This window comes from Chryseobacterium oryctis (genome assembly GCF_025971925.1).
Taxonomy (GTDB): domain Bacteria; phylum Bacteroidota; class Bacteroidia; order Flavobacteriales; family Weeksellaceae; genus Chryseobacterium; species Chryseobacterium oryctis.
In genome coordinates, this window is sequence record NZ_JAPDHV010000002.1 from 547,791 (window position 1) to 574,686 (window position 26,896).

Annotated in this window: 25 protein-coding genes; 11 read left to right on the forward strand and 14 right to left on the reverse strand. The window is 33.2% G+C overall.

The annotated features are described in order from the left end of the window. Positions 1-61 precede the first annotated feature (61 nt). The 6 genes from scpA to OH806_RS06350 all read left to right on the forward strand — a co-directional run bounded on the left by scpA (position 62) and on the right by OH806_RS06350 (position 6,943). Positions 62-2,182, forward strand: a complete 2,121-nt coding sequence (gene scpA, locus OH806_RS06325; protein ID WP_264742822.1) for a methylmalonyl-CoA mutase — start codon at positions 62-64, stop codon at positions 2,180-2,182. Between the two features lie 481 nt (positions 2,183-2,663). Next, the gene (locus OH806_RS06330; protein ID WP_264742823.1) at positions 2,664-4,055 is read left to right on the forward strand and encodes an RtcB family protein; all 1,392 of its coding nucleotides are present in this window, start codon (positions 2,664-2,666) and stop codon (positions 4,053-4,055) included. Between the two features lie 39 nt (positions 4,056-4,094). Next, on the forward strand, positions 4,095-4,724 hold the full coding sequence (locus OH806_RS06335; protein WP_264742824.1) for a nucleotidyltransferase family protein: 630 nt from the start codon (positions 4,095-4,097) through the stop codon (positions 4,722-4,724). Between the two features lies 1 nt (position 4,725). Beyond that, positions 4,726-5,424, forward strand: a complete 699-nt coding sequence (gene prfH, locus OH806_RS06340) for a peptide chain release factor H (protein WP_264742825.1) — start codon at positions 4,726-4,728, stop codon at positions 5,422-5,424. Next, a complete protein-coding gene (locus OH806_RS06345; protein WP_264742826.1) occupies positions 5,411-5,926 on the forward strand; it encodes a tetratricopeptide repeat protein in 516 nt (171 codons plus the stop codon). Before prfH ends, OH806_RS06345 begins: the two co-directional genes overlap by 14 nt. 24 nt (positions 5,927-5,950) lie before the next feature. Further along, a complete protein-coding gene (locus OH806_RS06350; protein WP_264742827.1) occupies positions 5,951-6,943 on the forward strand; it encodes an enolase C-terminal domain-like protein in 993 nt (330 codons plus the stop codon). Between the two features lie 22 nt (positions 6,944-6,965). Here the strand turns inward: OH806_RS06350 and OH806_RS06355 are convergent, their stop codons facing one another. Continuing rightward, the gene (locus tag OH806_RS06355) at positions 6,966-7,253 is read right to left on the reverse strand and encodes a cytochrome C (RefSeq protein WP_264742828.1); all 288 of its coding nucleotides are present in this window, start codon (positions 7,251-7,253) and stop codon (positions 6,966-6,968) included. Positions 7,254-7,271: 18 nt separating this feature from the next. After that, positions 7,272-7,565 carry a c-type cytochrome gene (locus OH806_RS06360; RefSeq protein WP_264742829.1) on the reverse strand — a complete coding sequence of 98 codons (294 nt, stop codon included), beginning with the start codon at positions 7,563-7,565 and terminating at the stop codon, positions 7,272-7,274. A gap of 232 nt (positions 7,566-7,797) precedes the next feature. On the opposite strand from OH806_RS06360, the gene meaB reads away from it, so the two are divergent. Then, positions 7,798-8,784, forward strand: coding sequence for a methylmalonyl Co-A mutase-associated GTPase MeaB (gene meaB, locus OH806_RS06365; RefSeq protein WP_264742830.1), 987 nt, complete (start codon positions 7,798-7,800; stop codon positions 8,782-8,784). On the opposite strand, the gene OH806_RS06370 is transcribed toward meaB, so the two are convergent. Both OH806_RS06370 and OH806_RS06375 read right to left on the reverse strand, forming a co-directional pair. Further along, complete coding sequence (locus OH806_RS06370) at positions 8,781-9,365, reverse strand: DUF4251 domain-containing protein (RefSeq protein WP_264742831.1); 585 nt, start codon at positions 9,363-9,365, stop codon at positions 8,781-8,783. The genes meaB and OH806_RS06370 overlap by 4 nt on opposite strands. A gap of 136 nt (positions 9,366-9,501) precedes the next feature. After that, positions 9,502-10,059 carry a DUF4251 domain-containing protein gene (locus tag OH806_RS06375; RefSeq protein WP_264742832.1) on the reverse strand — a complete coding sequence of 186 codons (558 nt, stop codon included), beginning with the start codon at positions 10,057-10,059 and terminating at the stop codon, positions 9,502-9,504. 108 nt (positions 10,060-10,167) lie between these two features. On the opposite strand from OH806_RS06375, the gene OH806_RS06380 reads away from it, so the two are divergent. Together OH806_RS06380 and OH806_RS06385 are read left to right on the forward strand one after the other, a co-directional pair. Next, complete coding sequence (locus OH806_RS06380) at positions 10,168-10,977, forward strand: M48 family metallopeptidase (RefSeq protein WP_264742833.1); 810 nt, start codon at positions 10,168-10,170, stop codon at positions 10,975-10,977. Positions 10,978-11,067: 90 nt separating this feature from the next. After that, positions 11,068-11,385, forward strand: coding sequence for a hypothetical protein (locus OH806_RS06385; RefSeq protein WP_264742834.1), 318 nt, complete (start codon positions 11,068-11,070; stop codon positions 11,383-11,385). Positions 11,386-11,428: 43 nt separating this feature from the next. Here the strand turns inward: OH806_RS06385 and OH806_RS06390 are convergent, their stop codons facing one another. The 10 genes from OH806_RS06390 to lon all read right to left on the reverse strand — a co-directional run bounded on the left by OH806_RS06390 (position 11,429) and on the right by lon (position 23,393). Beyond that, on the reverse strand, positions 11,429-12,046 hold the full coding sequence (locus OH806_RS06390; protein WP_264742835.1) for a porin family protein: 618 nt from the start codon (positions 12,044-12,046) through the stop codon (positions 11,429-11,431). Beyond that, on the reverse strand, positions 12,030-12,845 hold the full coding sequence (locus OH806_RS06395) for an ABC transporter ATP-binding protein (RefSeq protein WP_264742836.1): 816 nt from the start codon (positions 12,843-12,845) through the stop codon (positions 12,030-12,032). The genes OH806_RS06390 and OH806_RS06395 overlap by 17 nt, the downstream gene beginning before the upstream one ends. Beyond that, positions 12,845-13,597 (reverse strand): MlaE family ABC transporter permease, encoded by a 753-nt coding sequence (locus OH806_RS06400; protein WP_264742837.1) that lies wholly within the window; start codon positions 13,595-13,597, stop codon positions 12,845-12,847. The genes OH806_RS06395 and OH806_RS06400 overlap by 1 nt, the downstream gene beginning before the upstream one ends. 111 nt (positions 13,598-13,708) lie before the next feature. Then, positions 13,709-15,079, reverse strand: a complete 1,371-nt coding sequence (locus OH806_RS06405; protein ID WP_264742838.1) for an exopolysaccharide biosynthesis polyprenyl glycosylphosphotransferase — start codon at positions 15,077-15,079, stop codon at positions 13,709-13,711. Between the two features lie 43 nt (positions 15,080-15,122). Then, positions 15,123-15,752, reverse strand: coding sequence for a 7-carboxy-7-deazaguanine synthase QueE (locus tag OH806_RS06410; protein WP_264742839.1), 630 nt, complete (start codon positions 15,750-15,752; stop codon positions 15,123-15,125). Positions 15,753-15,759: 7 nt separating this feature from the next. Next, positions 15,760-16,644: a bifunctional 5,10-methylenetetrahydrofolate dehydrogenase/5,10-methenyltetrahydrofolate cyclohydrolase gene (locus OH806_RS06415; RefSeq protein ID WP_264742840.1), complete on the reverse strand. Its 885-nt coding sequence runs from the start codon at positions 16,642-16,644 to the stop codon at positions 15,760-15,762. Positions 16,645-16,679: 35 nt separating this feature from the next. Further along, positions 16,680-18,320, reverse strand: a complete 1,641-nt coding sequence (gene pgi, locus OH806_RS06420) for a glucose-6-phosphate isomerase (RefSeq protein WP_264742841.1) — start codon at positions 18,318-18,320, stop codon at positions 16,680-16,682. Between the two features lie 210 nt (positions 18,321-18,530). After that, positions 18,531-19,439, reverse strand: a complete 909-nt coding sequence (locus OH806_RS06425; protein WP_264742842.1) for a DUF4349 domain-containing protein — start codon at positions 19,437-19,439, stop codon at positions 18,531-18,533. Positions 19,440-19,727: 288 nt separating this feature from the next. Then, on the reverse strand, positions 19,728-20,840 hold the full coding sequence (locus OH806_RS06430; RefSeq protein WP_264742843.1) for an AI-2E family transporter: 1,113 nt from the start codon (positions 20,838-20,840) through the stop codon (positions 19,728-19,730). Between the two features lie 147 nt (positions 20,841-20,987). Continuing rightward, complete coding sequence (gene lon / locus OH806_RS06435; RefSeq protein ID WP_264742844.1) at positions 20,988-23,393, reverse strand: endopeptidase La; 2,406 nt, start codon at positions 23,391-23,393, stop codon at positions 20,988-20,990. A 260-nt stretch (positions 23,394-23,653) separates the two neighbouring features. Between lon and OH806_RS06440 the strand changes: the two genes are divergently transcribed. Next, positions 23,654-25,795 carry a peptidylprolyl isomerase gene (locus tag OH806_RS06440; RefSeq protein ID WP_264742845.1) on the forward strand — a complete coding sequence of 714 codons (2,142 nt, stop codon included), beginning with the start codon at positions 23,654-23,656 and terminating at the stop codon, positions 25,793-25,795. A 137-nt stretch (positions 25,796-25,932) separates the two neighbouring features. Beyond that, a complete protein-coding gene (locus OH806_RS06445) occupies positions 25,933-26,883 on the forward strand; it encodes an MlaD family protein (RefSeq protein ID WP_264742846.1) in 951 nt (316 codons plus the stop codon). Positions 26,884-26,896 lie beyond the last annotated feature (13 nt).

Below are 26,896 nucleotides of genomic sequence, written 5' to 3' on the forward strand. Positions count from 1 at the left end.
TTTAGTCGGTTTTTTTATTTCAAAAATCCGTAATTTTAGCATCTAAATAAAACTAGAAAGTATGAGACGGGAAGTTCAGAATAAAACTCCTCAATTTAATATAACAGAAAAGAGCACAGAGGTGTATCCATTTGAAAAAGATGGAATTCAATTAAAGTCTTCTTACAAGTTAGAAGATGTTAAAAATGAGTCTTTAACAAGAACTTCGCCAGGAATTGAACCTTATTTAAGAGGTCCTTACTCTACAATGTATGTGCAAAAACCTTGGACAATCCGTCAATATGCAGGTTTTTCCACAGCAGAAGAATCCAATGCATTTTATAGAAGAAATTTGGCTGCGGGACAAAAAGGTCTTTCTGTGGCCTTCGATTTGGCTACTCACAGAGGCTATGATTCAGACCACGCAAGGGTTGTTGGTGATGTAGGAAAAGCAGGTGTTGCTATTGATTCTGTTGAGGATATGAAAATTTTGTTTAATGAGATTCCATTAGACCAAATTTCTGTTTCCATGACAATGAATGGGGCGGTTCTTCCTATTTTATCATTTTATATCGTTGCTGCAGAAGAGCAGGGTGTGAAGCAAGAATTACTTTCAGGAACTATCCAGAATGATATCTTGAAAGAATTTATGGTGAGAAATACTTATATTTATCCACCTGGACCTTCCATGAAAATCATCGCAGATATTTTTGAATATACTTCTCAAAATATTCCGAAATTCAATTCCATTTCAATTTCTGGTTATCACATGCAGGAAGCTGGTGCAACGCCAGTTTTGGAAATGGCTTATACATTAGCTGATGGATTAGAATATGTAAGAACAGGAATTAAAGCTGGGATGAATATCGATGATTTTGCTCCTCGTTTGTCATTTTTTTGGGCAATTGGGATGAATCATTTCATGGAAATTGCAAAAATGCGTGCTGCAAGATATATTTGGGCAACTTTGTTAAAGCAATTCAATCCTCAAAATCCGAAATCTTTAGCCTTAAGAACACATTCCCAGACTTCCGGTTGGTCTTTAACGGAGCAAGAACCATTCAACAATATTACAAGAACTGCAATTGAAGCATTGTCTTCAGCTTTAGGAGGTACTCAGTCTTTACATACCAATGCATTAGACGAGGCAATTGCCCTTCCAACAGATTATTCTGCAAAAATTGCTAGAAATACACAGATTATTCTTCAACAGGAAAGCGGAATTTGTGATGTTGTAGACCCGATGGGAGGAAGTAATTTAATTGAAAGTCTTACTCAGCAAATGATTGAGGAAGCAAGGAAATATATTGATGAGGTTGAGCAGGAAGGTGGAATGACAAAAGCTATTGAAGCAGGAATTCCGAAAATGAGAATTGAAGAAGCTGCTGCAAGAAAACAAGCTAAAATTGACAGCGGAGAAGAGTTTATAATTGGAGTCAATTCATTTAAATCTTCTCTAAAACAGAATGAAATTGAAATTTTAGATATCGATAATTCGGAAGTTCGCAGAAAACAAATCGAAAGATTAAATACAATAAAGTCTGAAAGAAATTCTGAAGCTGTTGAGCAAATTTTGAATGAAATCAGAAAATCTGCAAAAACAGGAAAAGGAAATCTATTGGCATTATGTATTGAAGCGGCAAGAAGAAGAGTTACTCTTGGTGAAATGAGCGATGCTATGGAAGAATCTTTCGGAAGATATAAAGCTAATATCAAAACAATTTCAGGAGTTTACGCTATGAATGCAGGTAAAAACGAATATTTTGAAAAAGCCCTAAATCTTACTCAAAAATTTGAAGAAGAAGAAGGTCGTAGACCAAGAATTATGGTTGCTAAAATGGGACAGGATGGTCATGACAGAGGAGCGAAAGTAGTGGCTACAGCTTTCGCAGATATGGGATTTGATGTTGACGTTGCGCCATTATTTCAAACTCCGGAAGAAGTTGCAAAACAAGCTGTAGAAAATGACATACATATTTTAGGAGTTTCTTCTTTGGCTGCAGGTCACAAAACTCTGGTTCCACAAGTTGTTGAAGAACTGAAAAAACTGGGAGCAGATGATATCACTATCGTTGTTGGGGGAGTAATTCCGCAACAGGATTACGAATTTTTGTATGCAAATGGTGCCGATTTCATCTTTGGGCCAGGTACAAACCTTCCAAAATGTGCTGTAGATATATTAGAAAAATTTCTAAATAATTAAAAAAATATATTGATTTTCAGAAAAATTAATATATTTGCATCTGAAAATCAAGTTTAACCAATTAAAAATAACGAAGCAATGTTCAAATTTAGCTTACATTCAACAGTAGGATTGCCTTTTGCAAAGGCGAGGCTTCGTGGTTTGGTACATTCTTAGAATAACAGTACAATGAAATATCAAAACCCGAAGTCGTAAAGATTTCGGGTTTTTTATTGTGCAATATTTCAAACTTAAAGTTTCCCCGAAATCATTTTTAAAATTAGGAGCTGTTTCCCGCTTTCCACTATATCTTTTTTGCCAATGCTTTTTAAGCCAACGCAAAAAAGGATGTCGTTGCAATCGGGGCTAAAAAACTCGTCTCCAAATCAACATTTGTCATAAAAAATTGTGACAAAAACAACTCAACTAAAAACTTAGTTGGTTTAAATATTTGATGCGAGAAAGTCTATCATCTCACATCTATTATCTAAAATCTAAAAAGATGGGAAATTTAAAACTTAAAGGAAAAGATATATTAAAAATAGGTTATCCGAATAATCAAAGTGTAAACATTGCTTTGGAGGTTATGAAAAGAAATTTTGCAACCAAAAATATTCATCATGTGAAATCTCTTTTGAAAGAAATTTTGCTAAATCCGGAAAATTTTGAAAAGGATTTGACTTTCGGGCAGATTGCGGAAGCATTATTATTATCTAAAAAAACAGAAAAAAGAATGTTGAATACACAACGTGCTAACTTTCAGATTTTCGGAAATAATATTTCTGAGGAAGCCAAAAATCAGTTGTACACCGCATTGAAGTTACCAATTTCAACGCAGGGTGCTTTAATGCCCGATGCACACAGCGGTTACGGACTTCCGATTGGAGGTGTTTTGGCTGTAGAAAATGCTGTAATTCCTTATGGAGTCGGGATGGATATTGGCTGTAGAATGAGTCTTAGTATTTTGGATACACCTGTTTCATATCTGGATGGTGCAAGAGATAAATATGAAAAAGCTCTTGCCGAACATACCAAATTCGGAATGTACGAAACTCATAAATCTCATGTGGAACACGAAATTTTCGATAGAGATACATTTGACATGATTCCGATTTTGAGAAGATTGAAAGGAAAAGCCATCAAACAAATGGGAACTTCTGGCGGAGGTAATCATTTCGTAGAATTCGGCGAAGTTGAAATAACGGAAGAAGACGAACAAATAGGATTACCGAAAGGAAAATACCTTGGAATTCTTTCTCACAGCGGTTCTCGTGGACTGGGAGCTGAAATTGCTCAATATTATTCAAGAGTAGCGACTGAGCAATGTCCGTTGCCAAAAGAAGCACAAAACTTTGCTTGGCTGGATTTGAGTACACACCTCGGTTTAGAATATTGGACAGCGATGAATTTAGCAGGAGATTACGCTTCGGCTTGTCATGACGATATTCACAGAAGATTAGTGAAAGCTGTGGGAGGAAGAGTAAAAGCCAGAATTGAAAACCATCACAACTTCGCATGGAAAGAAATCCATAAGGGAAAAGAGGTGATTGTTCACAGAAAAGGGGCAACTCCCGCAAGTGAAGGGGAATTGGGAATGATTCCAGGTTCAATGACAGCAAAAGGATTTATCGTTCGCGGAAAAGGAAATCCGGATTCATTGAACTCAGCTTCTCATGGAGCAGGGAGAGCGTATTCGAGAGGAGAATGTAGAAGTCTTTTCACCCAAAACGATATCAAAAAAGAATTAAAATTAAAAAATGTCACGTTGATGGGTGGAAATGCAGAAGAAGCGCCAATGGCATATAAAGATATCAATGAAGTAATGAATTCGCAAAGTGAATTGGTGGATATTTTGGGAACCTTTCAGCCAAGAATTGTAAGAATGGATAAGTAGAAAACATCTGTTATGTCATTCTGAATGAAGCAAAGCGTAATGAAGAATCTCAATGATGTAAAAGAAAGAGATTCTTTCTTTGTCAGAATGACAAAATTCAAATTAAAAAAAATTAAAAAAATGGGAGCACCACATAATATAAAAAGATACGGAGAAGTCTGGCCGGAATTTAGAATTCAACACGGACTGGAAATTTTAGAAAAGTTAAAAAATAAAGTCATTATATCAGGAGGTTGGGCATGGCATTTTATGTCTGAAATCGGGCATACAGAATATAAACACGCTCACGACCATAAGGAGGATATCGATGTTTTTGTAAAGAAAGAAAATGTAGCTGAAGTTGTCATGATACTTCAACAAGAAGGTTTTCAAAAAGTATGGACGAGATATGACCATCTTTCGAGTGAAGAAAATTTTCGGAGATATGAGAAAACAATAGAATTAGAAAATGGAAAGCATCACAGAATTACCATAGATTTTTTTGAAAGAAATGACTTGGAAACCATTGAAGCAAACGGATTTACAGTCGTGAAGCCTAATGTTTTGCTTTCGTTTTACAGAAATATACATTCTAGTGACAAATGTTGGGCAGTAATGACAGCTCAATATTTATTAGAAAAAGGGATTAATCCTATTGGTCATCCTAAATTAAGTGAAATGCCAAAATAAAATGGAAAAATTAATACAAATCACCTCTGGAAGAGGGCCTTTGGAATGTCAATGGGTAGTAGCCAAAGTTCTGAAGGTCTTTCTTGAGGAGGTAAAAGATAATAATATAGAATACGAAATTATTCATCGTGAAAATGGTGATGAGAATCTTACGTTGAAATCCGTAACTCTGCTTTTAAAAGGGGAAAATTTAACAGACTTTTTAAAAAGCTGGCTCGGAAGTATTTGTTGGATTGGTAAAAGCACTTTCCGCAAATTGCATAAAAGAAGCAATTGGTTCATAGGAATTTTTGAATTAGAAGGTTTGGAGAAAATTAATTTTAATGAAAGAGATATTCAATTTCAGACAACTAGAAGTCAGGGAAGTGGTGGACAAAACGTGAATAAAGTCAATACTGCTGTTCGTGCAACTTATTTACCAACCGGGCAAAGTGTTTTCGTTCAGGATTCGCGTTCGCAATTGGAGAATAAAAAACTTTCGATTCAGCGACTGAAAGAGAAAGTACTGGAGCAGAATATTATTCAACTTCAAAAGCAAATGCAGGAAACGTGGAATAACAATTTGAATGTTCAGCGTGGAAATCCTATTCGGACATTTTCGGGAACAGATTTTAAGAAGAATTATCAGGATAAATCTTTCAAAAAACAAAGAAATATTCTAAAAAATGAATTAAAAAATTATAAAAATGACCTTAACTAAAAATAAATATTATTTTGAGGCTTTAGATAATTACCCTTACAGTTTACCAGATTGTTTGGAAGCATTGAATTACGCATTGTCTTATGATCCGGAAGATGCAGATTCTCTTTGCTTGATGGGACGGATCTATAGTGAAATGCTTATTGATTATGAAAAAGCTAAGCTTTATTTTGAAGAAGCAATGATGTATGACGTAAATAATCTTAATACGCCACAATATTATATAAAATGTCTTTTAGACAACGAAGATTTTCAGGAAGCAGAAAAACTGATTTGCTACTCTTTGAAAATTAAAGGAATTGATAAATCAACTTTATGGTTTTACAGATCTTTACTTTCCGAAAAAAGAGGAAGTTTGGTGAATGCATTAAAATTCCTGGATGAATCTGCCAAATATTGTTTTACAGAATACAGTTTGAATGTAGTAAAGGATCGAAAGAAATTTATTAAATCCAAAATGCCAAAGAAAAAGCAAAATAAAAAGAAGAAGGAGATAAAATAAGTCTCCTTTTTTGTAGATTTAATCATGGAATTACGTTTTGAACTTAAACAGCTTCAATTAAAAGAAACATTCTCTATCGCTTATGGTAATTATGATACGAGAGAAGCATTAATTATAGAGCTTTCCCATCAAGGTTGTAAAGGATATGGAGAATGTGTTGCAATAGATTATTACAAAATTAATCTTCAGGATTTTGTCTTGAAATTAAAAAAAATACAATCAATTATTGAAGTTCAAAAAATTATTCATCCCAAAGAGTTTTTTCAATTTTTATTTGATTTACAGCTTCATCCCTTTTTACTTTCCGCGTTAGATTGTGCGTATTGGGATTTGTTTGGGAAACTGGAAAACAAAAGTTTTATAGACTTAAATAATTTGCCTTCCGACAATTTGGCTGAAAGTTCAATCACGATTTCCGTGGACGAAATAGATAACCAGATTAAGAAAATTGAAAAAAGTAATTGGAAGAAATTTAAGGTAAAATGTAAAGGATTAAATCAAAACAACATCGAAAAACTTTTGCAACTGAACCAAAATATAGCTTTGGATTCCAATGCAAGTTTTACTGAAGAAGATTGTCTTTGGCTTCAGGAAAAAGATGAGGTTCAAAAATTTTCTTACCTCGAACAGCCAAGACCTATAGATAACTATAAAATTCTAAAAAAGAATGGTTTTGCCAATTGGATGGCTGATGAAGATTGTCAAAGTATTGAATCTTTAGATGAATTGATTCCGTATTATAAAAGCATCAATATAAAATTGATGAAATGTGGAGGTTTGACACCTGCTTTAGAAATGATTAAAAGAGCCAGAGAATTAAATTACAAAATAATGATTGGTTGTATGACGGAATCAAGCATTGGTATTTCTGCAGGTTGTGCTTTAACGGGATTGGTTGATTATGCAGATTTGGATGGTGCTAATCTTATTTCAAATGATTATGCAGTCGGAAGTTTTGTAGAAAACGGGAAAATAATGCTTTCTCAAAAATCAGGACTGGGAATTGAATTAAAATAAAAAATAGACTTTCTAAGAAAGCCTATTTTTTATTTACAGAAATTAGATAATCATAAACCATTTGATGCTGGTCGTCACTTAGCTTAGCTTTCGGAGCCATTCTACTCAAAGTTTTTATCCAGCCATTATTATCATGCTTTGCTGGGTCTGGTAATTTGTGACATTTGTTGCATGAGTTTTCAAAAACGGTTTTTCCTTGAGCCAACTGTTCAGAAGAACTGTACTTTGGTCCTGTTACCGCTACACTTTTTGGTCCGCATGATACCATAAATGCAGAGCAAACAATCATTCCTAAAATCAGTTTTTTCATAATAATATTTTTTGGTGATTATTTTTTCACAGAAACTACATAATCATAAACCCATTGATGTTGTTCATCTGTAAGTTTTGCCTTTGGAGCCATAGAATTCATAATTCCTACCCATTGTACAGAGCTAAAAGCAGTTGGTTCAGGCAATTTATGGCATTTTCCGCATGAATTTTCAAAAATTGTTTTTCCTTGGGCAATTTGTTCTGCTGTTGAAGTTGCAGGTCCCACAGGAGCAGTTGATGTTTGAGTTTTAGGTGTACAAGACGCTAATAAAATAGCAGTAAATGAAGCTACAGCAATTATTTTTTTCATGTTTTTACTTTTGACTAAAAAACAAATGTAACAAATTACTTTAGGCATTGATGAAAATAAATGTATTTTTAATTTAGAAGAAATAAAAATAAAAAAGAAGCAAAGTACTGAAGTGCTAATACTTAAAAAATGGTTTTCTAATCTTTACAATTAAAATCAAGAAAGAATATAAGAACTACGAATTCTTTATCTACAATTGATAATTAAACTTTTAATTATTATTTTTGAGTCAATGAAAATTTCTACAGAAGAATTAATTAAAGGTATACAATCAGGAAACAAACGCTTGATTGCAAAGGCTATTACGTTGGTTGAAAGTAAAAAGGCTGAACACAGAATTCAGGCAGAGGAGCTTTTAAAGAAAATAATGCCATTTACAGGAAATTCTATCAGAGTAGGGATTACAGGTGTTCCGGGAGCTGGAAAATCCACTTTTATTGAAAGTTTTGGAAGATTAGCCATTTCTAACGGAAAAAAAGTGGCTGTTTTGGCAATCGACCCGAGTTCAGCGATTAATAAAGGAAGTATTTTAGGGGATAAAACCAGAATGGAAGAATTGGCGAAAGAAGAAAATGCATTTATTCGCCCTTCTCCAAGTTCAGGTTTTTTGGGTGGTGTTGCCAATACAACTTTTGAAACGATGCTGATTTGTGAAGCTGCAGGTTATGATTATATTTTAATTGAAACAGTTGGTGTTGGTCAGTCAGAAGTTTTGGTTGCTGATATTACGGATGTTTTTCTGTTTTTAAAAATCATTGGAGGAGGAGATGAACTTCAAGGGATAAAACGAGGAATTATGGAAATGGTTGACCTTATTTTTATCAATAAAGTTGATTCTGAAAATATTCAGAAGGCAAAAAATACAAGATTAGAACTAAAACGTGCTCTTGATTTTATTCCTCCCAAAGAAAAAGATTGGAAAGTTTCTGTTTTGCTTGGTTCTGCATTGAATAATGAAGGTTTAGATGAAGTTTATGCTAAGATTGATGAATTTATTAATCTTAAGAAGAAAACCAACCGTTTTGAAGAAGTGAGAACTCAACAGGCTGAAAAACGCTTTGAATATTGGGTTCAGGAATATATTTTAGCTATGATGAAAAGAAATGAATCGTTGGAAGAGGCTTATCTTCAGCATAAAAAAAATGCTTCAGCAATGGTTTCAAATCCAAGTACTGAAGCTAAATTATTTGTTGAAAATTTTCTAAATAAGAAATTTTAAAGTTCAGATTTAGTAGTTTTCGGTTCTTCATTTTTAGAAATATATCCGTGATAGGACATAGTTGTTCTGCTATTTTTTTTAATGGATGAATATATATTTCCTCCTTTGAAAACGGTTATATCAATTTCTTCTATTTTGTTTATATCTTTAGGTTTTATTTTTACAGACCAAATTCCGTCTGGCTCTTGAATTTTATCAATAGTAAAGTTTTTGCTTGTGTACCTATTTTCGGTTTCTCCCAGATTTATATAAACCAATGAATTGTTAGAAGGTCTGTTAAAAGAAGGAAGGTATAATTCTACTACATTTGGTTTTACGCTGATTCTATAATCACCTATTAAATCAGGCATTTTTGGTATTGTAGAATTAGAATTTTGGAAGGAATTTTTTATATTATTCTTGATATCATTGAACGTATTATTATTTGGGGGAATTACATCTTTTATATGAAATGTGAATTCTTCAGATTTTACCAGCTCACTTATCGTGTAAGCATCTATTGTAGTATAGTTTTGTAAAGAACAGCTTTTAAAAAAGTAGAAAAGGCTTAAAATAAATATAATTGGAATATATTTTTTCATAGCATTAAATATTTACTAGTTTTCACAGCAAAAAACGTACAAATCAAAGGTTTTCTCAAAAAAAATGCTTCAGCAAACGGTTTAAAACCCAAGCTGAAGCTAAATTATTTGTTGAAAATTTTCTTAATAAGAAATTTTAAAGTTCAGATTTTGTGGTTTTCGGTTCTTCATTTTTAGAAACATACCCATCATAAGAAATAGGTTGTCTGTCATTTCCTCTAATGGAAGTAAATGCTTTTCCGTTTTTGAAAACCTCAATAATGATTTCATCAACATAATTTACATCATTAGGTTTTATTTTTACAATCCAAGTTCCTTTTTTGTTTTGTGATTTGTTGATAGTAAAGTCTTTACTTGTAAATCTATATCCGGCTTTTTCCGTATTTCCATAAGATGAAGAATTGAAAGTTCTGCCAAAATAAGGAAGATAAGATTCAAGAGTTCCAGATTTTATTGTAATTGTATAGTCACCACTCAAATCAAGTATTCTCGTTGCTGTAGAATTCGGAATAGAATTCATTACTTTGATTACATCATAATTTGTAGGATTTGCCCTTTGTGCATGAAACGTAAACTCCTGAGAATTTACCAGTTCATTAGTAATATGGTTGTCAGTAGCAGAACTTTGGGAAGAGCAGCTTTGAAAAAAGAACAAAAAACTTAATACAAATATGATTGAAATATACTTTTTCATAGTATTAAAATAATTATTAAATTTAGATAGCAAAATGTATGCAAATATACTGTTTCGAGAATTTTTGGAATAGAAATTGTAAATGATGAATTAATAACACTCAAAACTATGAAATTAGCACATCTTTTTTTAGGAATAGGAGCGGTTGCTCTATCGGTTGCAGCTTGTACTACGAACCCGATTACGGGTAGATCTTCTCTGCAATTAGCAAATAATTCTGAGATATTGACAATGTCTTCTCAAGAATATAAAACTACATTGTCTAAAGGTAAAGTGATAACCGGAACGGCAGACGCAAAAAGAGTAGTAAGTGTTGGAAGCAGAATAAAAGCAGCAGCAGAAAAATATTATCAAAGTATAGGCAGATCAGCAGATTTAGCAAATTATAACTGGGAATTTAATCTTTTACAGAGTGATGAGCTGAATGCTTGGTGTATGCCAGGTGGTAAAGTAGCTGTTTACACAGGGATTTTGCCAACAACTAAAAACGATAATGGGCTTGCTGTGGTGATGGGGCATGAGGTTTCTCATGCTTTAGCAGGACATGGTAACGAAAGAATTTCTCAGGCAATGGTTGCACAATATGGTGGGGCTATTTTGGGAGGAACAATTTCTAATGCTCAATGGGCTGGTGTTTTTGAAAAAGTTTATCCTATTGGTTCTCAGGTTGCATTATTAAAATATGGTAGAAATCAGGAGTCTGAAGCAGATAAAATGGGACTATATTTAATGGGAATGGCAGGATACGACCCAAGAGAGGCAATCCCTTTCTGGAACAGAATGGAGTCAGCTTCTAAAGGAGCAAAACAGCCGGAATTCTTATCAACTCACCCGAATCCTGAGACAAGAATTTCAGATATTAATAAAGATTTACCTAAAGCGCTAGAATATTATAAGGCTGCAGGAGGGAAACTATAAATTAGGATTTTAATATTAGATATGGCCTTATTAAATTTTCACTAAATTTGATAAGGCTTTTTATTTTACCACTTAAAATAATCACATATTATGAAAGGTTTATCGCTTACAGGACTTGTACTTCTTGCTATATCTATATTGTTGTTTTATTTAACGACAAATGGTTTTACGGCTAAAGAGATTGGTTTGCCCCATATTATGGGAATCATGGGAGGAATTGGTATTGGACTTATCATTGGCGGAATGGTTGGGTATATAAGTAAAGGAAGCGCTATGAAAGCAGAACAAAAGAAAAAGGAGTTTAAGCAATTGCAAAAAGATAAAGTTGAGCTGGAAAAGAAGGCCGCAGAAATTGCAAAACGTGAAACCGAAATACAGTCTCAACAAAATCAAAATCCTCAAATCTGATGACTTGAGGATTTTTCTTAGTTGTTATTTTTCGAATAATTAATTAAAATTTATAACCCACACCTACCATAAATAAATTAGGTCTGTTGTCATATCTAATTTCTTGCTCACTTCCAGCAACAGTATTTATGAATTTTCTTGAATCTTTGCTAAACGCACCTTCATATCTTGCATTAAGAATAAGTTTTTTGATTTCAAATTGGGCTCCGAACTGATAACCTACTGTGAAATTATCTCTGGAGTTTTCTTTAAAATCATTATAAGTATCTTCTTTGCTTAGATTGTAACTTGCAACCGGTCCTACAAAAGCACTTAAAGTATTTCCCCAGATATTATATCCTAAAAGAACCGGCAAATCCATACGATTGCTTTTTATATCAAATGTTGTTTCGCTTGTTGTAAATTCATTCTTAAAATGTGTATAATACAATTCCGGCATTACATAAAATGAACCGGGTAATTGTACTTTTAATGAAAGACCTACATTGAATCCAGCATTGTTTTTTCCGCTACCTTCAACTGCTTCATTTACTGTTCCTTTAATGTTTTTCCAAGAAGGTGAACCAGTAGGAAAGATTAAGTTTGCTTTTCCTGCCAAAGAAATCTGTGCATAAGCAAATAAAGAGAACCCTATTAATGCTATACTAAATACCTTTTTCATTATTATCTATTTTTGTTATTGTATTATCAATAGTTTTGTTATTTTCAAGCAAATATTCTCGAAGCTCTTTGAATAACTCTGATGAATAAACGAAGTCTATTAGATTTTTATTGCCTGCCGTAATCAGAATATCCTTATTCCCTTCCCATTCTTTAATTCCTAATCTTAGGTAAACAATCTTTTCGCCAATCGTCATTACAGAGTTCATGTCATGGGTGTTGATGATTGTTGTTGTGTTATATTCTTTTGTAATTTCAAGTAATAAATCGTCGATTACATTAGAAGTATATGGGTCAAGGCCTGAGTTTGGCTCGTCACAGAAAAGATATTTTGGGTTGTTTACGATAGCTCGGGCAATAGCAACACGTTTCTGCATTCCTCCTGAAATTTCTGAAGGGAATTTTTTGTTGGCTTTATCTAAATGTACTCTTCCGATAACTTCAAAAACTCTTCTTTTCTTTTCTCTAAAAGTGAGATTGGTGAACATATCGAGAGGAAACATGATGTTTTCTTCCACCGTCAAAGAATCAAACAGTGCACTTCCTTGAAATACGGTTCCGATTTCTGAACGAAGGTGTTGTTTTTCTTCTCGAGTCATAATATTGATGTCTCTTCCATCAAAAAGGATTTCACCTGATGAAGGTTGATAAACATTTAATAAACTTTTTAAAAAAACGGTTTTTCCTGAACCACTTTGCCCAATTATCAAGTTTACTTTTCCTTTCTCAAAAGTTGTTGAAATGCCTTTAAGAACTTCAACTTCGTCAAAACTTTTTTTAAGATTTTTTACCTCAATCATTAGCTTAATATTAATTGGGTTAATATTAATTCGGAAATAATAATAAATACCATTGTCCAAACCACAGCTTGTGTACTTGCTCTACCAACTTCGAGAGAACCTCCTTTTACATTGTATCCGAAATATGAAGGGACTGTGGCAATAATAAATGCAAAGACGGCCGTTTTAATAAATGCGTAATAAATAAAAAGATTAGGCATATACATTTGAATACCTGTTATATAGTCGTTGGTCGTCCAGTTTCCTGTTAAGATTCCGGCAATGTAGCCTCCCCAAATACCGAATACAATACTAATGGCAATAAGTAGCGGATTAAAAATAATACAGGCTATGATTTTAGGAAAAACTAAAAAATTTTGAGAGTTTACACCCATAATATCCAGCGCATCAATCTGTTCGGAAACTCTCATTGTTCCGATACTTGAAGCAATATATGAACCTACTTTTCCGGCTAAAATCAGACTGATAATAGTGGGTGCAAATTCTAAAATTAGAACCGCTTTAGTTGCATAGCCTACAAATGCAGGAGGAATAGGAAAGGAAGAAGCATCGAAGTTGTTAAACATCTGAATGGCAACTACTGCTCCAACAAATATAGATGTGAAAATTACCAACCCAAATGAGTTGACTCCTAAATCATTAATTTCTCTCATTAATAGTTTCCAGAATACTCCCATTTTCTGAGGTTTCTGGATAGATTTACCTAGAAGGAGGATGTATTCTCCGACTGCTGTAAAAAACTTTCTTAACATTCTGCTAAATTAGACTTTTTTATTGAATTGAATAAAGATTGAGGTAAGGACTGAGGTATATTTTAATGTTAAAATTTTGTTTCTCCGAATCTTAACTTTATTTAAAGAATATTACTTTGCGTTTTTATCCCCTCCTATTACTAATAGAACTGTTTTCAAGATAATAACCAAATCAAGCACAAAACTCCAATTTCTTACGTAAAATGCATCTGCTAAAACACGTTTTTTCATTTCTACTTCTACATTTCCGGAGTCTCCGCGCAAACCATTTACCTGAGCAAGACCTGTAATTCCCGGGCTTACCATACTTCTTAAACTGTATCTTCCTATTTTGGGTTTGTAATAATTATCAACGGCCAACATGTGAGGTCTTGGTCCTACAATTGACATTTCACCTTTTAAAACATTTAAAAACTGAGGCATTTCATCAAGGCTTGTTTTTCTTAAAAACTTACCGATTTTGGTAATTCTTGAGTCGTTTTCACTGGTTGTTTTGGTGGTCGATTCCTGATTTACAACCATTGTTCGGAATTTAATGCAATTGAAAACTTCTTCATGAAAACCATATCTTTTCTGTATGAAGAAAATCGGTCCTTTTGAAGTTGATTTTATCAAAATTGCAATAATTGGAAAAAGCCACGAGCAAATTCCTAATAACACAAATACTGAGAAAAGTATATCAAATGTTCTTTTTAGTAAAAAGTTAGAATAATAATCTAAAGGGTATTTTGCCTGATTTAAAACCGGCTGAGTTTGGATATATTCTAAATCATACAGGAAAAAATCACTTTGTGTAATGCTCGGAATAAGAGTGATATGAACTTTATTTGCTTCCGCTAGTTTGAAGATATCATCTTCTTTTTCTTCTTCAAATGAGCTTTCTGAAGGAATAAATAAAGTGTGGATGCCATTGTCTTTCCAGAACTTCACAAGTTTTTTCGCATCAATATCAGAATCTCCATATTCGAAAATTTTGTAACCGTAGTCTTTTCTTTCTTTAAATATATTTTTTAGAATTTCAGTGGAGCTGTTTTCATTTAAAAACATTATATTTCTGTGATTAACCCCCAAACTTCGGAAATATTTGATGCCGAAATAAACAATTGATTTTTCCAGAAAAATAAAGAAAAAAAGGTAGAATGATAGCCAATAAATATCGGAATTGAAAAAAACATTATAACTTACTTTCCCAATAAGAAAAACACCAAGTATAAATAAAATGAAATGAATTAAAAGGCGCTCAAGAAATAAGGTATAGGTTAAATTCCTCGGAATGTCATAAATCTTCGTTCTGCCACTCAAGAGCATCCAGAACAAAAATAATAAAATTAAGGAAAAGATATTTTGATACCATGTTTCCTGATCGTGTTTTAAATCTTCGTTTCTACTTATAAAAAAGAATATAAAAATAGATGCAATAACCAGAAGGTCAAGCAAAATGATAATCGATTTCAGGTACCTAGAGTATCGAATTCTTTGCATCTATTACTATATAAACGGATACGAAGAGCTAATTTACGGATTTTTACGGGATATTAAGATATTTATGAGTCTGAACAGAAGCCCTCCATTCAGGATGTTCCAATATAAAATCTGTTATTTTGGGATACATTTCATCTCGTTTGCTCCACTCACTTTGAAGATACAAAGTACAGTTTTCTGAAACTTTTGCAGCCTGTTCCTGAGCAAATTTAAAATCATTATTATTGAAAACGATGACTTTAAGCTCATGAGCTTTAGAATAAATTTCTTCTTTTGGAAGTCCTGTTTTTTTAGGAGAAAGGGTTATCCAGTCGATATGTCCGCTCATAGGGTATGCTCCGGAAGTTTCAATATGAATTGTGCATCCCAATTCTTTTAGTTTGGATGTTAAAATTTCAAGATTCCACATTAAAGGTTCGCCTCCTGTTAAAACAATTGTTTTACAATGTTTTGTTGCTACTTCTGCAATTTTTTCTGCATTCATTAGCGGATGCAGGTTAGGATCCCAGCTTTCTTTTACATCACACCAATGACACCCGACATCGCAACCTCCTAATCGTATGAAATAGGCTGCTTTTCCGGTATGTGCTCCTTCTCCCTGAAGAGTGTAAAAATGCTCCATTACCGGGAGCATTTTACCTTCTTTTAATAAAATATCTTCTTCTTTGTTCATTTTAAAATTAGTCGTTATAGACCGAAGTTTTGTAAGCAATGATGGTGTTTTTCATCAACATTGCTCTTGTCATAGGTCCTACTCCTCCTGGTACAGGGGTAATCCAACTTGCTTTTGCCGCACAGCTGTCAAAATCTACATCACCTGCCAAATAATATCCTTTCGGAGAATCGTCATCTACTCTCGTAATACCTACGTCAATAATAACAGCACCTTCTTTAATCATTTCACCTTTTAGGAAGTGAGGATCTCCTAAAGCTGTAATCACAATGTCTGCCTTTTTTGTATATTCTTCGATGTCTTTTGTGTAAGAGTGTGTAAGAGTAACGGTAGAATTTCCGGGGAAATCTTTTCTTCCCATCAAGATACTCATGGGTCTTCCTACAATTTTACTTCTTCCAATAATTACACAGTCTTTACCTTTTGTTTCAATATTATATCTTTCTAATAATGTTAAAATTCCAAACGGTGTTGCAGGTAAGAAAGTATCCATTTCCAATGCCATTCTTCCAAAATTTTCTGGGTGGAAACCATCTACATCTTTTCTAGGATCGATCGCGTTGATGATTTTTTCCTGATCAATCTGGTCAGGTAAAGGTAATTGAACGATAAATCCGTCAACTGCTTTAGATTTATTTAACTCGTCAATTTTTTCCAATAATTCAGACTCGGAAACTGTACTTGGAAATTTTAAAAGGGTAGAACGGAATCCCACTTCTTCACAGTCTTTCACTTTAGAGTTTACATAAGCCTTACTTGCTCCGTTGTTCCCTACAAGAATAGCAACCAAATGTGGTGCTCTTCTTTTCCCTTCAAGGATTTTGTCAACTTCAGCCTTGATTTCTTGTTTTATTTCTTTGGATACTTTTAATCCGTCAAGAATTTGTGCCATTTTACTTTTTATTAGAGATTTATTTACTTTCTTTTTTACTTATTTTCTTTGTAATAGTTGATTAGCCCGTTTGTTGAGCTGTCGTGAGAATTAATTGTTTCATTATTCTCAAGTTCAGGCAAAATTTTATTAGCTAAAACTTTTCCTAATTCTACACCAAATTGGTCGAAGCTGAAAATATTCCAAATTACTCCCTGTACAAAAATTTTATGTTCATATATCGCGATTAACTGTCCTAATGAAAAAGGAGTTAATTCGTTGAATAATATTGAGTTAGTGGGCGTGTTTCCGTGGAAAACTTTATAGTTTAATAAGAAATCAATTTCTTCCTCAGATTTTCCTGAATTTTTTAATTCTTCTTCGGCTTCTTCCTCAGTTTTTCCAAATGCAAGAGCTTCAGTTTGAGCGAAAAAGTTAGCTAAAAGCTTGTCTTGATGGTCAGAAACTTTGTTGGGACTTTTTGTATATGCAATAAAATCAGCAGGAATAAGTTCAGTTCCTTGGTGAATTAATTGATAAAAAGCATGTTGTCCGTTTGTTCCAGGCTCACCCCAGATGATAGGTCCTGTTTCATACTCTACAAACTCACCATTTCTGTCGACACATTTTCCGTTACTTTCCATATCTCCTTGTTGTAGATAAGCCGCAAATCTGTCTAAGTATTGAGAGTATGGAAGAATAGCATAGCTTGTTGCTGCATAAAAATTGCGATACCAAATTCCTAATAATCCCATTAAAACCGGAATGTTTTCAGAAAAATTTGCTGTTTGGAAGTTTTGGTCTGTATCATAAGCTCCTCTCAATAATTGCTCGAAATTTTCATAACCGACAGCAAGTACGATGCTTAGACCAATTGCGCTCCATAAAGAATATCTTCCTCCAACCCAATCCCAAAACTCGAAGATGTTTTCTTCTGCAATTCCGAAGCTTTTAACGGCTTGAATATTAGTTGATAAAGCTACAAAATGTTTTGCTACATCTTCTTGTTTTCCAGCTTTTAAGAACCAATCTTTAGCAGAATTGGCATTGGTCATTGTTTCTTGAGTGGTAAATGTTTTAGAAGCAATGATAAATAATGTAGTTTCGGGATTTAGGTTTTTAACAACTTCTGCAATGTGATTTCCGTCTACATTTGATACAAAATGAACATTTAATCTTGTTTTAAAATGTTTCAAGGCAGAAACCACCATTACCGGACCCAAATCTGAACCTCCAATTCCAATATTTACAACATCAGTAATCTCTTTTCCACTGAAACCTTTGTGTTCTCCTGAAATAATGCTTTCAGAGAAAGATTTCATGTGTTCTAGAACAGACTTTATTTGAGGCTTTATATTTTCTCCATCAACAATAATCTCCTTATCGGAAAAATCTCTTAAAGCTGTATGAAGAACTGCTCTCCCTTCTGTTTCGTTGATTTTATCTCCTGAAAACATTTTGGAAATCGCATCTTTTAATTGACATTCTTCGGCAAGATTCAATAAAAGCTCTTTTGTTCTTACATCAATAAGGTTTTTTGAATAATCGAATAAAAAATTATCTCTTTTTATAGAAAATTCTTCAAAACGATTAGGGTTGTATGTAAAAAGGCTTCTCAGATCAAAATCATTGTTTCCAAAGTGTTCATCAAGAGCTTTCCAGCTATTTGTATGGGTAGGATTTATTTTTGATAACATAAATTAAGGCTTAAATTAAAGAATTTCAAGGTGGTTTTAATGAAACTTTCCCTGATTTATATTCTAATTTGCAAATTTAAGGAAAAAATGAATGGGGTGAAGCTATCAAAATGATAAGAAATATTTAAATCGTAAAAATAATAAAACCTCCACATAAAATGGAGGTTAGTAAAATCTAAAATTATGATGATAACCGAAAGGTTAGGATAGCTAAATTTGATTGGTTTTTCTAAATAGTTTTTTCTTTCTTATGACATAAATAGCGATGATTATAATTAAAGATATTGGCCATATTGCAACTACCCCAATCAATATTCTTTGTATTAAATAAAATCCTTCTACAAAAGCGTTTTTGACATCATATAAGAAATTCGATTTGTATTTGTTGTCTATACTTTTTGTGTTGGTGATGGCGATTTCAGCGATACGAAGTTTGGGCTCATTGATGTAGATATCAACTGTGCTGTATTTTAGGTTGTCTGCAATATCCATATTGGCAAGTTGTTGCAGGTTGCCTTCAGACATGTTTTCATCACCCATTTTTACCTTGTCTTTATTTGCCTTCAGCTGGGAGATGTTTTCACCTGTTTTTTCAATTCGTTTTGCTTCTAATTTAGCGTATTGTATACCTGAAGTCACATCTTCTGCATTAATGATTCTTGAGTTGAGAAATAGTTTCTTGTCATTAATTAAAGTTAAAAGTTCACCCAATCTTTCTGTAGGAACACGAACCTGCATTGTGTTTTCTGTCTTATATTTCTTTATCAACATTGCGGTTTCGTCGGATGTATTATAGGTATCTTCTGAAACTACGTTACTCTGTAAGTTACTTTTGGTAACAAAGCCTCCTAATTCCTGAACAGATTTTTCAATGGAAATTGTAGCGTCATACACATCTTTTACTTCCATATTTATATCTGCAGTTTTTATGAATTGTTTGTCCTTTATTTTCATTGTCGCGGCGGAAGAAACACTATCAGAAACTATAGCAGCTGCTGAATCTGCTTCTGTATAACTTTTATATTCTGCATCTGATATTGTTGCTTCTCCTTTTTTACAAGAATAAATTCCTAATAAAAGTGCACTTGCCAATGATAATTTTATGTAAGTAGTTTTCATAATGTTGATTTTTAATGTTTTGCTTATCCCAAAGTTCTAAAGGAATCATTTGTAATGTTTGAAAATGAGAAGTAAAAAGATTGTAAAGCAAAATTGTATTTTAAATTACTGAAAATCATGTTTTTGTAAAACTAAATAAAGGCTTGGATTTTATTGTAAGATTGATTTTTACAAACTAATAAGAACTTTTATAAGAATTATTAATAAGTTAAGATTTGGATAAAAAGAAAAAAGCATTCAAATTTTTTGAATGCTTTTTTTATTGTTTGGCGTAGTTTAGATAATTATTTAATCCATTTCTTCTAAAGTTATATTCTTAGAAATTTTATATTTCTTTTTCTTTTTATTGGGCTGCTCTTCTTCGCCGAGAAGTTTTCCCCAAGGTCGTAGACCCTCTACTCTTTCAAAGATAATTTTGAGTATTGCCATTGCGGGTATGCATAAGAACATTCCTGAGATTCCCCATAAATGTTCGCCTATTAAAATCCCTATGAATGAAAATAACGCATTAATTTTCACCTTAGAGCCTACAACAAACGGAAGGATGATATTGCCATCAATTGCGTGTACTATTATATAACCAATGATTACATAAATACATTGTGTGGGTGTGCCAGTTGCAAAGGCTATAAAACAAGAAATTAACATTGATAAAAGTACTCCTATGTACGGAATTACATTTAAAATACCTGTTAGAACTCCCAAAAGAATAGCATATTTTACACCTATAATAGACAATGTTATTGAGGTAAGCATAGAAACAATTATAATTTGAATGCAAAGACCTGTAATGTATTTTTTGGTCATACTTTGTATTTCGTTAACGATTTCACGTACCTTCCCTTCATGTTTGTCATCAAAAACATTAATAATAAAACTATTAAGAAGTCTTCTGTAGTTTAGAATGAATATGAAAAATAAAATACAGAAAAAGAAAAACCCCAAACTTGTAGAAAAAATACCTAAAGTAACCCCTAAAATGACTCCGGATGAGGAAAGGAGCTTATTAAGAGCCTGATTAATGTATTCAAACTGTTCTTTTGTGTTTACGTTGAAAGTTTTTGATATCCATTGTTGCAAATTATTAAATACATTAGTGAATTGTTTTTCTAATTGTGGAACGTCTTTACTGAAATTTGAAAGTTGTGATCCAAAAAAATAAATTAATCCTGTCAAAATAACCAACATAATCATTACAGAGGCTATTGTAGATAATGATCTTGGGAATCTCAATTTTTTTTCTAGAAAATTAGCAAAGGGTAAAAATAACATTGCTATCAAAAATGCTAAAAAGAAGGGTGCTAAAATACTTTGACCCAACGCTAAAAGGTAACCAAGACCGATAATAGAAATGATGACCAAGGTAAGTTTTACTAAAAAAGGGATTTTAAGAATATTCATGATTTGGAGTAATAGATAGTATAAAAATAAGAAAAAGGATAAAATTTTTAAGATTTATTTTAAATTCTTTGTCATTAAATTAAAAGCACGTCTCATGTTTTTTTGAAACGTGCTTTTGTGTTGAGAAGTTGATATGTTTATTATGAATTATTTTTCAATTGCGATGTCAATTACTTCTTCCATTCGTTTTACATAATGTACTTTAAGGTTTCTTAAGTAATCTTTTTTAATTTCTTCAACATCTTTTCTGTTGGCTTCACAAAGAATTACCTCTTTAACTCCTGCTCTGGTCGCTGCCAAAAGTTTTTCTTTAATTCCTCCTACAGGAAGTACTTTTCCTCTTAGAGTAATTTCGCCTGTCATAGCAAGATGTGATTTTACTTTCTTGTTTTTAAAAGAAGAAACCATTGATGTTAACATTGCAATACCTGCAGATGGACCGTCTTTTGGAGTGGCACCTTCCGGAACGTGAACGTGTATATTTTTCTTATCTAGATCTTCCTGAGAAATTCCAAGTTCATCATGTCTAGCCTTGATGTATTCTAAAGCAATGGTTGCAGATTCTTTCATGACAGTTCCTAGATTTCCTGTCATAGTCAAAGTTCCTTTTCCGCTGCTTAAAATACTTTCAATGAATAGGATGTCTCCGCCAACGCTTGTCCAGGCAAGACCTGTCACTACACCTGGTGAATCTGTGATTTCAGATAAGCTTTTTGGTCTCGGAACGCCTAAAATTTCATCCACTTTTTCAATCGAAATTTTAGGCTCGTATTCTTTTGATAAAGCAGTTTGTAAAGCTACCCATCGAGCAATATTTGCAATTCTTTTTTCTAAGGTTCTAACACCGCTTTCCGAAGTATGGGCTTCGATAATATGTTTTAACTCAGGATTTCCAAGTTTGAATGATTTTGAATCCAAACCATTTTCTTCCTGTTGTTTTTTTATTAAATGTCGTTTAGCAATCTCAATTTTCTCTTCCAAAGTATAACCCGCAATCTGAATGATTTCAGTCCTATCCAAAAGAGGTGTCTGGATTGTTGAAAGTGAATTTGCCGTTGCAATAAACATTACTTTAGACAAGTCGTAACCCATTTCTAAGAAATTATCATAGAATGAGCTATTTTGTTCAGGGTCAAGTACTTCTAAAAGTGCTGAGCTTGGGTCGCCATGCAACCCTTGTCCGATTTTATCCATTTCGTCCAAAACAATTACAGGATTCGAAGTTCCTGACTTTTTAATGGATTGAAGGATTCTTCCCGCCATTGCCCCGATGTAAGTTTTTCTGTGTCCACGGATTTCGCTTTCATCATGAAGACCACCTAAGGATAATCTTACATATTTTCTTCCAAGAGCGTCCGCAATTGATTTTCCTAAAGATGTTTTACCAACTCCCGGAGGTCCAACCAAAAGAAGAATAGGGGATTTCATGTTGTTTTTAAGTTTTAAAACAGCCATGTGTTCCAAAATTCTTTTCTTGATATCTTCAAGTCCGAAATGTGCTTTATCTAAAACTTTTTCAGCTTTTGCGATATCAAAAACGTCTTTTGTATAAGTTTCCCAAGGAAGATCGGTGAAAAAGTCTAAATAATTTCTCTGAACATTATAATCGGGAGAGTTAGGGTTTTGGCGTTGAAGTCTGTTAATTTCTTTTTGGAAATGCTCTTCAACTTCCTGACTCCATTTCTTAGATTTTGCTTTATTAATTAAATCTTCAATATCTCCTTCAGGACCGCCTCCAAGTTCTTCCTGAATGGTTCTTATTTGTTGATTTAGAAAATACTCTCTCTGTTGTTTGTCGAGATCTTTGGATGTTTTTTGATGAATTTGATTTCTTAATTCTAATTTTCTGAAATCTTCATGCATCATCTCATAACACTTGTTGGCTCTTGCCATCAGGTTTTTCTCTTCAAGCAGTTTTTGCTTATCTGGTGAAGAAAAATTAGCATTTGTACAGATGAAATTCAATAAATCATCTTTATTGCTAATGTTTTTTATCGCAAAATTTGCCGCATTTGGAATATTGGGGTCGAGCTCAATGATTTTTGAGGCCAAATCTTTTACATTCTCTAATAATGCTTCATATTCTTCCCGGTTTTTAGGCTTTGAATCTTTCAATTTTGAAATTTCAGCTTTGAAATAAGGTTGGTTTTCAACGATTCTTTTAATTTTAAAACGATGAAATCCTTTTGTTATTGCCGTAATATTTCCTTCAGGAAGTTTTATGATTTTTATAATTTTTGCCAGAGTTCCGACTAGATATAAATCTTTATCGGAAGGGTTTTCCAAATCTGAATTTTTCTGGCTTACAATTCCTATAAGTTCTCCGTTTTTTTGAGCTTCCTCTAGAAGTTGTATTGAGGTTTTTCTTCCTGCTGTAATAGGAATTACAACATTTGGAAACATTACCATGTTTCGTACAGGAAGTATAGGGAATATTTTTTGTTCGGAATTTTTGTTGGTTTCCGACAGATCCGAAAGGTCGATTTCCTCAGTCACAATGTCAAATCCTTCACCAATCATTTCCTCTAAATTAATATCTTCAAATTCTGTCATAGTTATATAGAATGACAAATTGTCATTTCTGTTTTAGTTCATTAAAGTGAAATATCATAATATACCCTGAAAATGTATTGTATACAATGATGGACTAAATTGCACAATACTTATGCCATTTGTTTTTTTATAAAAAACATGGTCAAAATTTCCTTTTTTTTATAAATTGGATTTTAATGTCTTAAAAAAAGAACTTAGATTTCTGTAATTTCTTAAAAATGTGTATTTTCGCAAACTGATAAAAAACTATAATTTATATAATGGCAATTTTAGGACAAATTAGGAGTAAGCCTTGGCTATTGATGGGAGTAATTGCATTAGCGCTTTTAGCGTTTTTGGTAAACCCTGATAGCATTGATAAGGTTTTTGGAAAAAATCCTGATGTTTTCGGAAAAGTAAATGGTGAGAAAATTACTCGTGAAGAGTTTAATGACCAGCTTTTCGTATTACAGCAGCAAGCAGAGCAGCAAGGTCAACCGAAAAATGGTCTTGAAGAGCAGGCTTGGCAATTATTGATTCAGTCTAAGCTTATCAAGCAGCAATTTGAAAAACTAGGATTTGAAATGACAGATGATTATTTCTGGAACCAAATTCAGTATGATCAAATGTTTGCTCAGAATAAGCAATTTTTTGATGATAAAGGAAATTTTAAAACTCAGGAGCTTAAAAAGCAAATTGAAGATTTGAAAAATGCAAGTCCGGAAGGATATAATCAATGGTTGAAAACTAAAAAAACTATTGAATATAGATTGATGGCCAGACAAGTATTTGCAAATATTTCTGCGGGTATTACAACCGGGAAAAAAGAAGCTGAGGAGCTGATGAAGCAAAGAGATCAGTTAGCGGATATTGATTTTGTGAAAATTGACTATTCTGCTTATCTTCAAAAAAATAATATTAAAGTTACGACTGAAGATTTAGCAAACTATATCAAAGAGCATCCTGTAATGTTCAAAACGGAACCAAGCAGAAATATTGGGGTCGTTTACTTCCCGTCTCAGCCAAGTGCAGCAGACGATGCTGCTGCTCAGAAAGAGATAACAAAACTTTTTTCAGGAGGAGCTGATGCAGGAGTTACAGAGAACTTCCAAAATACTAAAAACGATTCGATGTTTGTGATGGTGAATTCTGATATGCCTTTCAATGCTCAGTATTTGAGTCCAAATCAGTTGCCACAAACTATTCAGGGGCAAATAACGTCTGCTGCTATAGGACAGACTTTTGGTCCATATAAAGAACAAAATTTCTATGTAGTATCTAAACTTTTAGATAAAAAGACGTCTGATTCTACATTGTCAAGACATATTCTTATTGCTTTTAAAGGAAGTCCTGCAGGGGAAGGTGTTACAAGAACTAAAGAACAGGCTAAGAAATTGGCAGATTCAATTGGTGCTATTGTAAAAGCGACTCCTACTAAATTTACAGAGTTCCTTAAGCTTTCTAATGATCCAAGTTCTGCCGCGCAAGGTGGTAGTTTAGGATGGACTACTCCTGAGACACCTTTTGTTCCTGAATTTTTACATTATTTAGCGAACAATCCTAAAGGTGCTACAGGTGTTGTTGAAACTCAGTTTGGATATCATATCATTAATATTGAAGATAAGAAAGCTGGAGCAATGGCTTATAAAGTTGCTAATTTAGTAAAAGCGGTTAAGCCGTCTGATGCTACAGAAGCAGAGACAGATAAGAAAGCAAGAAAATTCATTCAGCAAGTACAAGGGAAATCTTTTAACGATTTTGTAAACATTGCTAAAAAAGGAAACTATCAGTTTTCTAACCCTAAACAAGCTAAGAGATTTGATGGTCAACTTCAAGGTTTGGGTACAGATAAAGATGGTGAAATCCTAGCTTGGGCTTTTGATAAAAAAAGAGAGAAAGGCAATACGGAGTTCTTTACTGTAGACGGAACAGGTGATAAAATTGTAGTTTATTTGAACGGTAAGCAAGAAAAAGGTCTTGCAGATCCAGAGTCAGTGAGAGATCAAATTGAAGTTGTTGTGAAAAATAAATTAGCTGCGAAACAAATCATTGAAAAGATTGGTAAAGTTGGTAGCTTAGATCAAATTGCTTCAAAATTTGCAACTACAAAACAATCTGCTCAGGTGAATTTACTAAACCCTTCAGTAGCTGGTGCTATGGAACCTAAAGTTGCAGGTGCTGCTTTTGGTGTAGCTAAAGGTAAAGTTTCTAATCCTGTAGAAGGGGGAACGGGGGTTTATGTTTTAGTTAAAAAGAATGAGACTGTAAACAAACAACCTGGAGATGCTAAACAATTTGCAGAATCTATTACTCAGAGAAATGCGGGTATGTTTGGTCAGGCTTGGCTGAAGAGCTTACAAGATAATGCAGATATTGAAGATTATAGAATCGAAATCTGGAGTAAATTGGGGTCTCAACAATAATAAGAAATTATTATTTAAAGAAAATAAAGTGAAAAGCGACAAAAATTTTTTGTCGCTTTTTTGTATTTAACGCAGAGCAATAAAGAAAAACATTAATTTAAAATGTATTATATTTGCTCATTAGAAAAAATTAGCAGGTGAAGTTCAGTAAAGAATTAAAAGCTGGTGTAATTGCACTTTTAGCTATCGTAGGTTTCGTAGTTCTATTTCAATTCATGAAAGGTAGAAGTCTTTTCACTACCGACAATATATTTTATGCAAAGTATGATAATGTAGAAGGATTAGCTCAGTCTTCTCCCGTTTCTATCAATGGTTTGAAGGTGGGGCAGGTTGTTAAGATTATTCCTCAAACTTCTAAGGATGGGAAAATTGATTTTATTGTAAAAATTACGGTTGATAATAGTTTTCAGTTTTCAAAAAATTCATCATTAGAGATTTTTGAGCCAGGCCTTATGTCTGGTAAAGAAATGAGGGTTAATCTTGCTTATGGAGGAGCAACGGCAAAAGATGGAGATACATTGAAAGGAGCTTTCAAACTAGGGACTTTGGGAAGTCTTTCTTCTCAGGTAGGTCCCGTAAAAGACCAATTACAAACTGTTTTGTATAGAGTTGATTCTTTAATGGCAAATGCAAATCAGGTTGTAAATGCACAAAATAGAGAAGAAATCAGAGCATTGCTTTCCAATCTTAATAAAACAGTGGGTGCATTAGAAACAACAGCGGGGAGTGTAAATTCATTAGTTGGGCACAATGATCCGAAACTTCAAAAAGTATTGGATAATGCAAGTGAAACAATGCAAACAGGTAAAACTACTCTAGATAAATATGGTAATTTGGCAGAAAGTATTGATACTAAAAAATTGAATGCTACAATTGCAAGTTTAGATGCAACTGTTGGAAAACTGAATCAGGTTATTGGCGGGATTGATAACGGACAAGGTAGTTTAGGTAAATTAATGAAGGATGAACAACTTTATAATAATCTGAATTCAGCATCAAACAACCTGAATACTTTGATTGAAGATATGAAAGCAAATCCGAAGAGGTATATCAACTTCTCTGTTTTTGGAAAGAATAATAAGGACTAACTAATAATAAGCC

Excerpts from the sequence above, each read along its gene's own strand:
- OH806_RS06355 (WP_264742828.1), bottom strand. The coding sequence starts at position 7,253 with ATGAAAAAACTGATTTTAGGAATGATTGTTTGCTCTGCATTTATGGTA.
- OH806_RS06430 (WP_264742843.1), bottom strand. The coding sequence starts at position 20,840 with ATGAATATTCTTAAAATCCCTTTTTTAGTAAAACTTACCTTGGTCATC.
- pgi (WP_264742841.1), bottom strand. The coding sequence starts at position 18,320 with ATGTTATCAAAAATAAATCCTACCCATACAAATAGCTGGAAAGCTCTT.
- OH806_RS06440 (WP_264742845.1), top strand. The coding sequence starts at position 23,654 with ATGGCAATTTTAGGACAAATTAGGAGTAAGCCTTGGCTATTGATGGGA.
- OH806_RS06410 (WP_264742839.1), bottom strand. The coding sequence starts at position 15,752 with ATGAACAAAGAAGAAGATATTTTATTAAAAGAAGGTAAAATGCTCCCG.
- OH806_RS06370 (WP_264742831.1), bottom strand. The coding sequence starts at position 9,365 with ATGAAAAAATATATTCCAATTATATTTATTTTAAGCCTTTTCTACTTT.
- OH806_RS06380 (WP_264742833.1), top strand. The coding sequence starts at position 10,168 with ATGAAATTAGCACATCTTTTTTTAGGAATAGGAGCGGTTGCTCTATCG.
- OH806_RS06350 (WP_264742827.1), top strand. The coding sequence starts at position 5,951 with ATGGAATTACGTTTTGAACTTAAACAGCTTCAATTAAAAGAAACATTC.
- OH806_RS06400 (WP_264742837.1), bottom strand. The coding sequence starts at position 13,597 with ATGTTAAGAAAGTTTTTTACAGCAGTCGGAGAATACATCCTCCTTCTA.
- meaB (WP_264742830.1), top strand. The coding sequence starts at position 7,798 with ATGAAAATTTCTACAGAAGAATTAATTAAAGGTATACAATCAGGAAAC.
- OH806_RS06345 (WP_264742826.1), top strand. The coding sequence starts at position 5,411 with ATGACCTTAACTAAAAATAAATATTATTTTGAGGCTTTAGATAATTAC.
- OH806_RS06390 (WP_264742835.1), bottom strand. The coding sequence starts at position 12,046 with ATGAAAAAGGTATTTAGTATAGCATTAATAGGGTTCTCTTTATTTGCT.
- OH806_RS06335 (WP_264742824.1), top strand. The coding sequence starts at position 4,095 with ATGAAGAATCTCAATGATGTAAAAGAAAGAGATTCTTTCTTTGTCAGA.
- OH806_RS06385 (WP_264742834.1), top strand. The coding sequence starts at position 11,068 with ATGAAAGGTTTATCGCTTACAGGACTTGTACTTCTTGCTATATCTATA.
- prfH (WP_264742825.1), top strand. The coding sequence starts at position 4,726 with ATGGAAAAATTAATACAAATCACCTCTGGAAGAGGGCCTTTGGAATGT.
- OH806_RS06360 (WP_264742829.1), bottom strand. The coding sequence starts at position 7,565 with ATGAAAAAAATAATTGCTGTAGCTTCATTTACTGCTATTTTATTAGCG.
- OH806_RS06330 (WP_264742823.1), top strand. The coding sequence starts at position 2,664 with ATGGGAAATTTAAAACTTAAAGGAAAAGATATATTAAAAATAGGTTAT.
- OH806_RS06375 (WP_264742832.1), bottom strand. The coding sequence starts at position 10,059 with ATGAAAAAGTATATTTCAATCATATTTGTATTAAGTTTTTTGTTCTTT.
- OH806_RS06425 (WP_264742842.1), bottom strand. The coding sequence starts at position 19,439 with ATGAAAACTACTTACATAAAATTATCATTGGCAAGTGCACTTTTATTA.
- scpA (WP_264742822.1), top strand. The coding sequence starts at position 62 with ATGAGACGGGAAGTTCAGAATAAAACTCCTCAATTTAATATAACAGAA.
- OH806_RS06395 (WP_264742836.1), bottom strand. The coding sequence starts at position 12,845 with ATGATTGAGGTAAAAAATCTTAAAAAAAGTTTTGACGAAGTTGAAGTT.
- lon (WP_264742844.1), bottom strand. The coding sequence starts at position 23,393 with ATGACAGAATTTGAAGATATTAATTTAGAGGAAATGATTGGTGAAGGA.
- OH806_RS06405 (WP_264742838.1), bottom strand. The coding sequence starts at position 15,079 with ATGCAAAGAATTCGATACTCTAGGTACCTGAAATCGATTATCATTTTG.
- OH806_RS06415 (WP_264742840.1), bottom strand. The coding sequence starts at position 16,644 with ATGGCACAAATTCTTGACGGATTAAAAGTATCCAAAGAAATAAAACAA.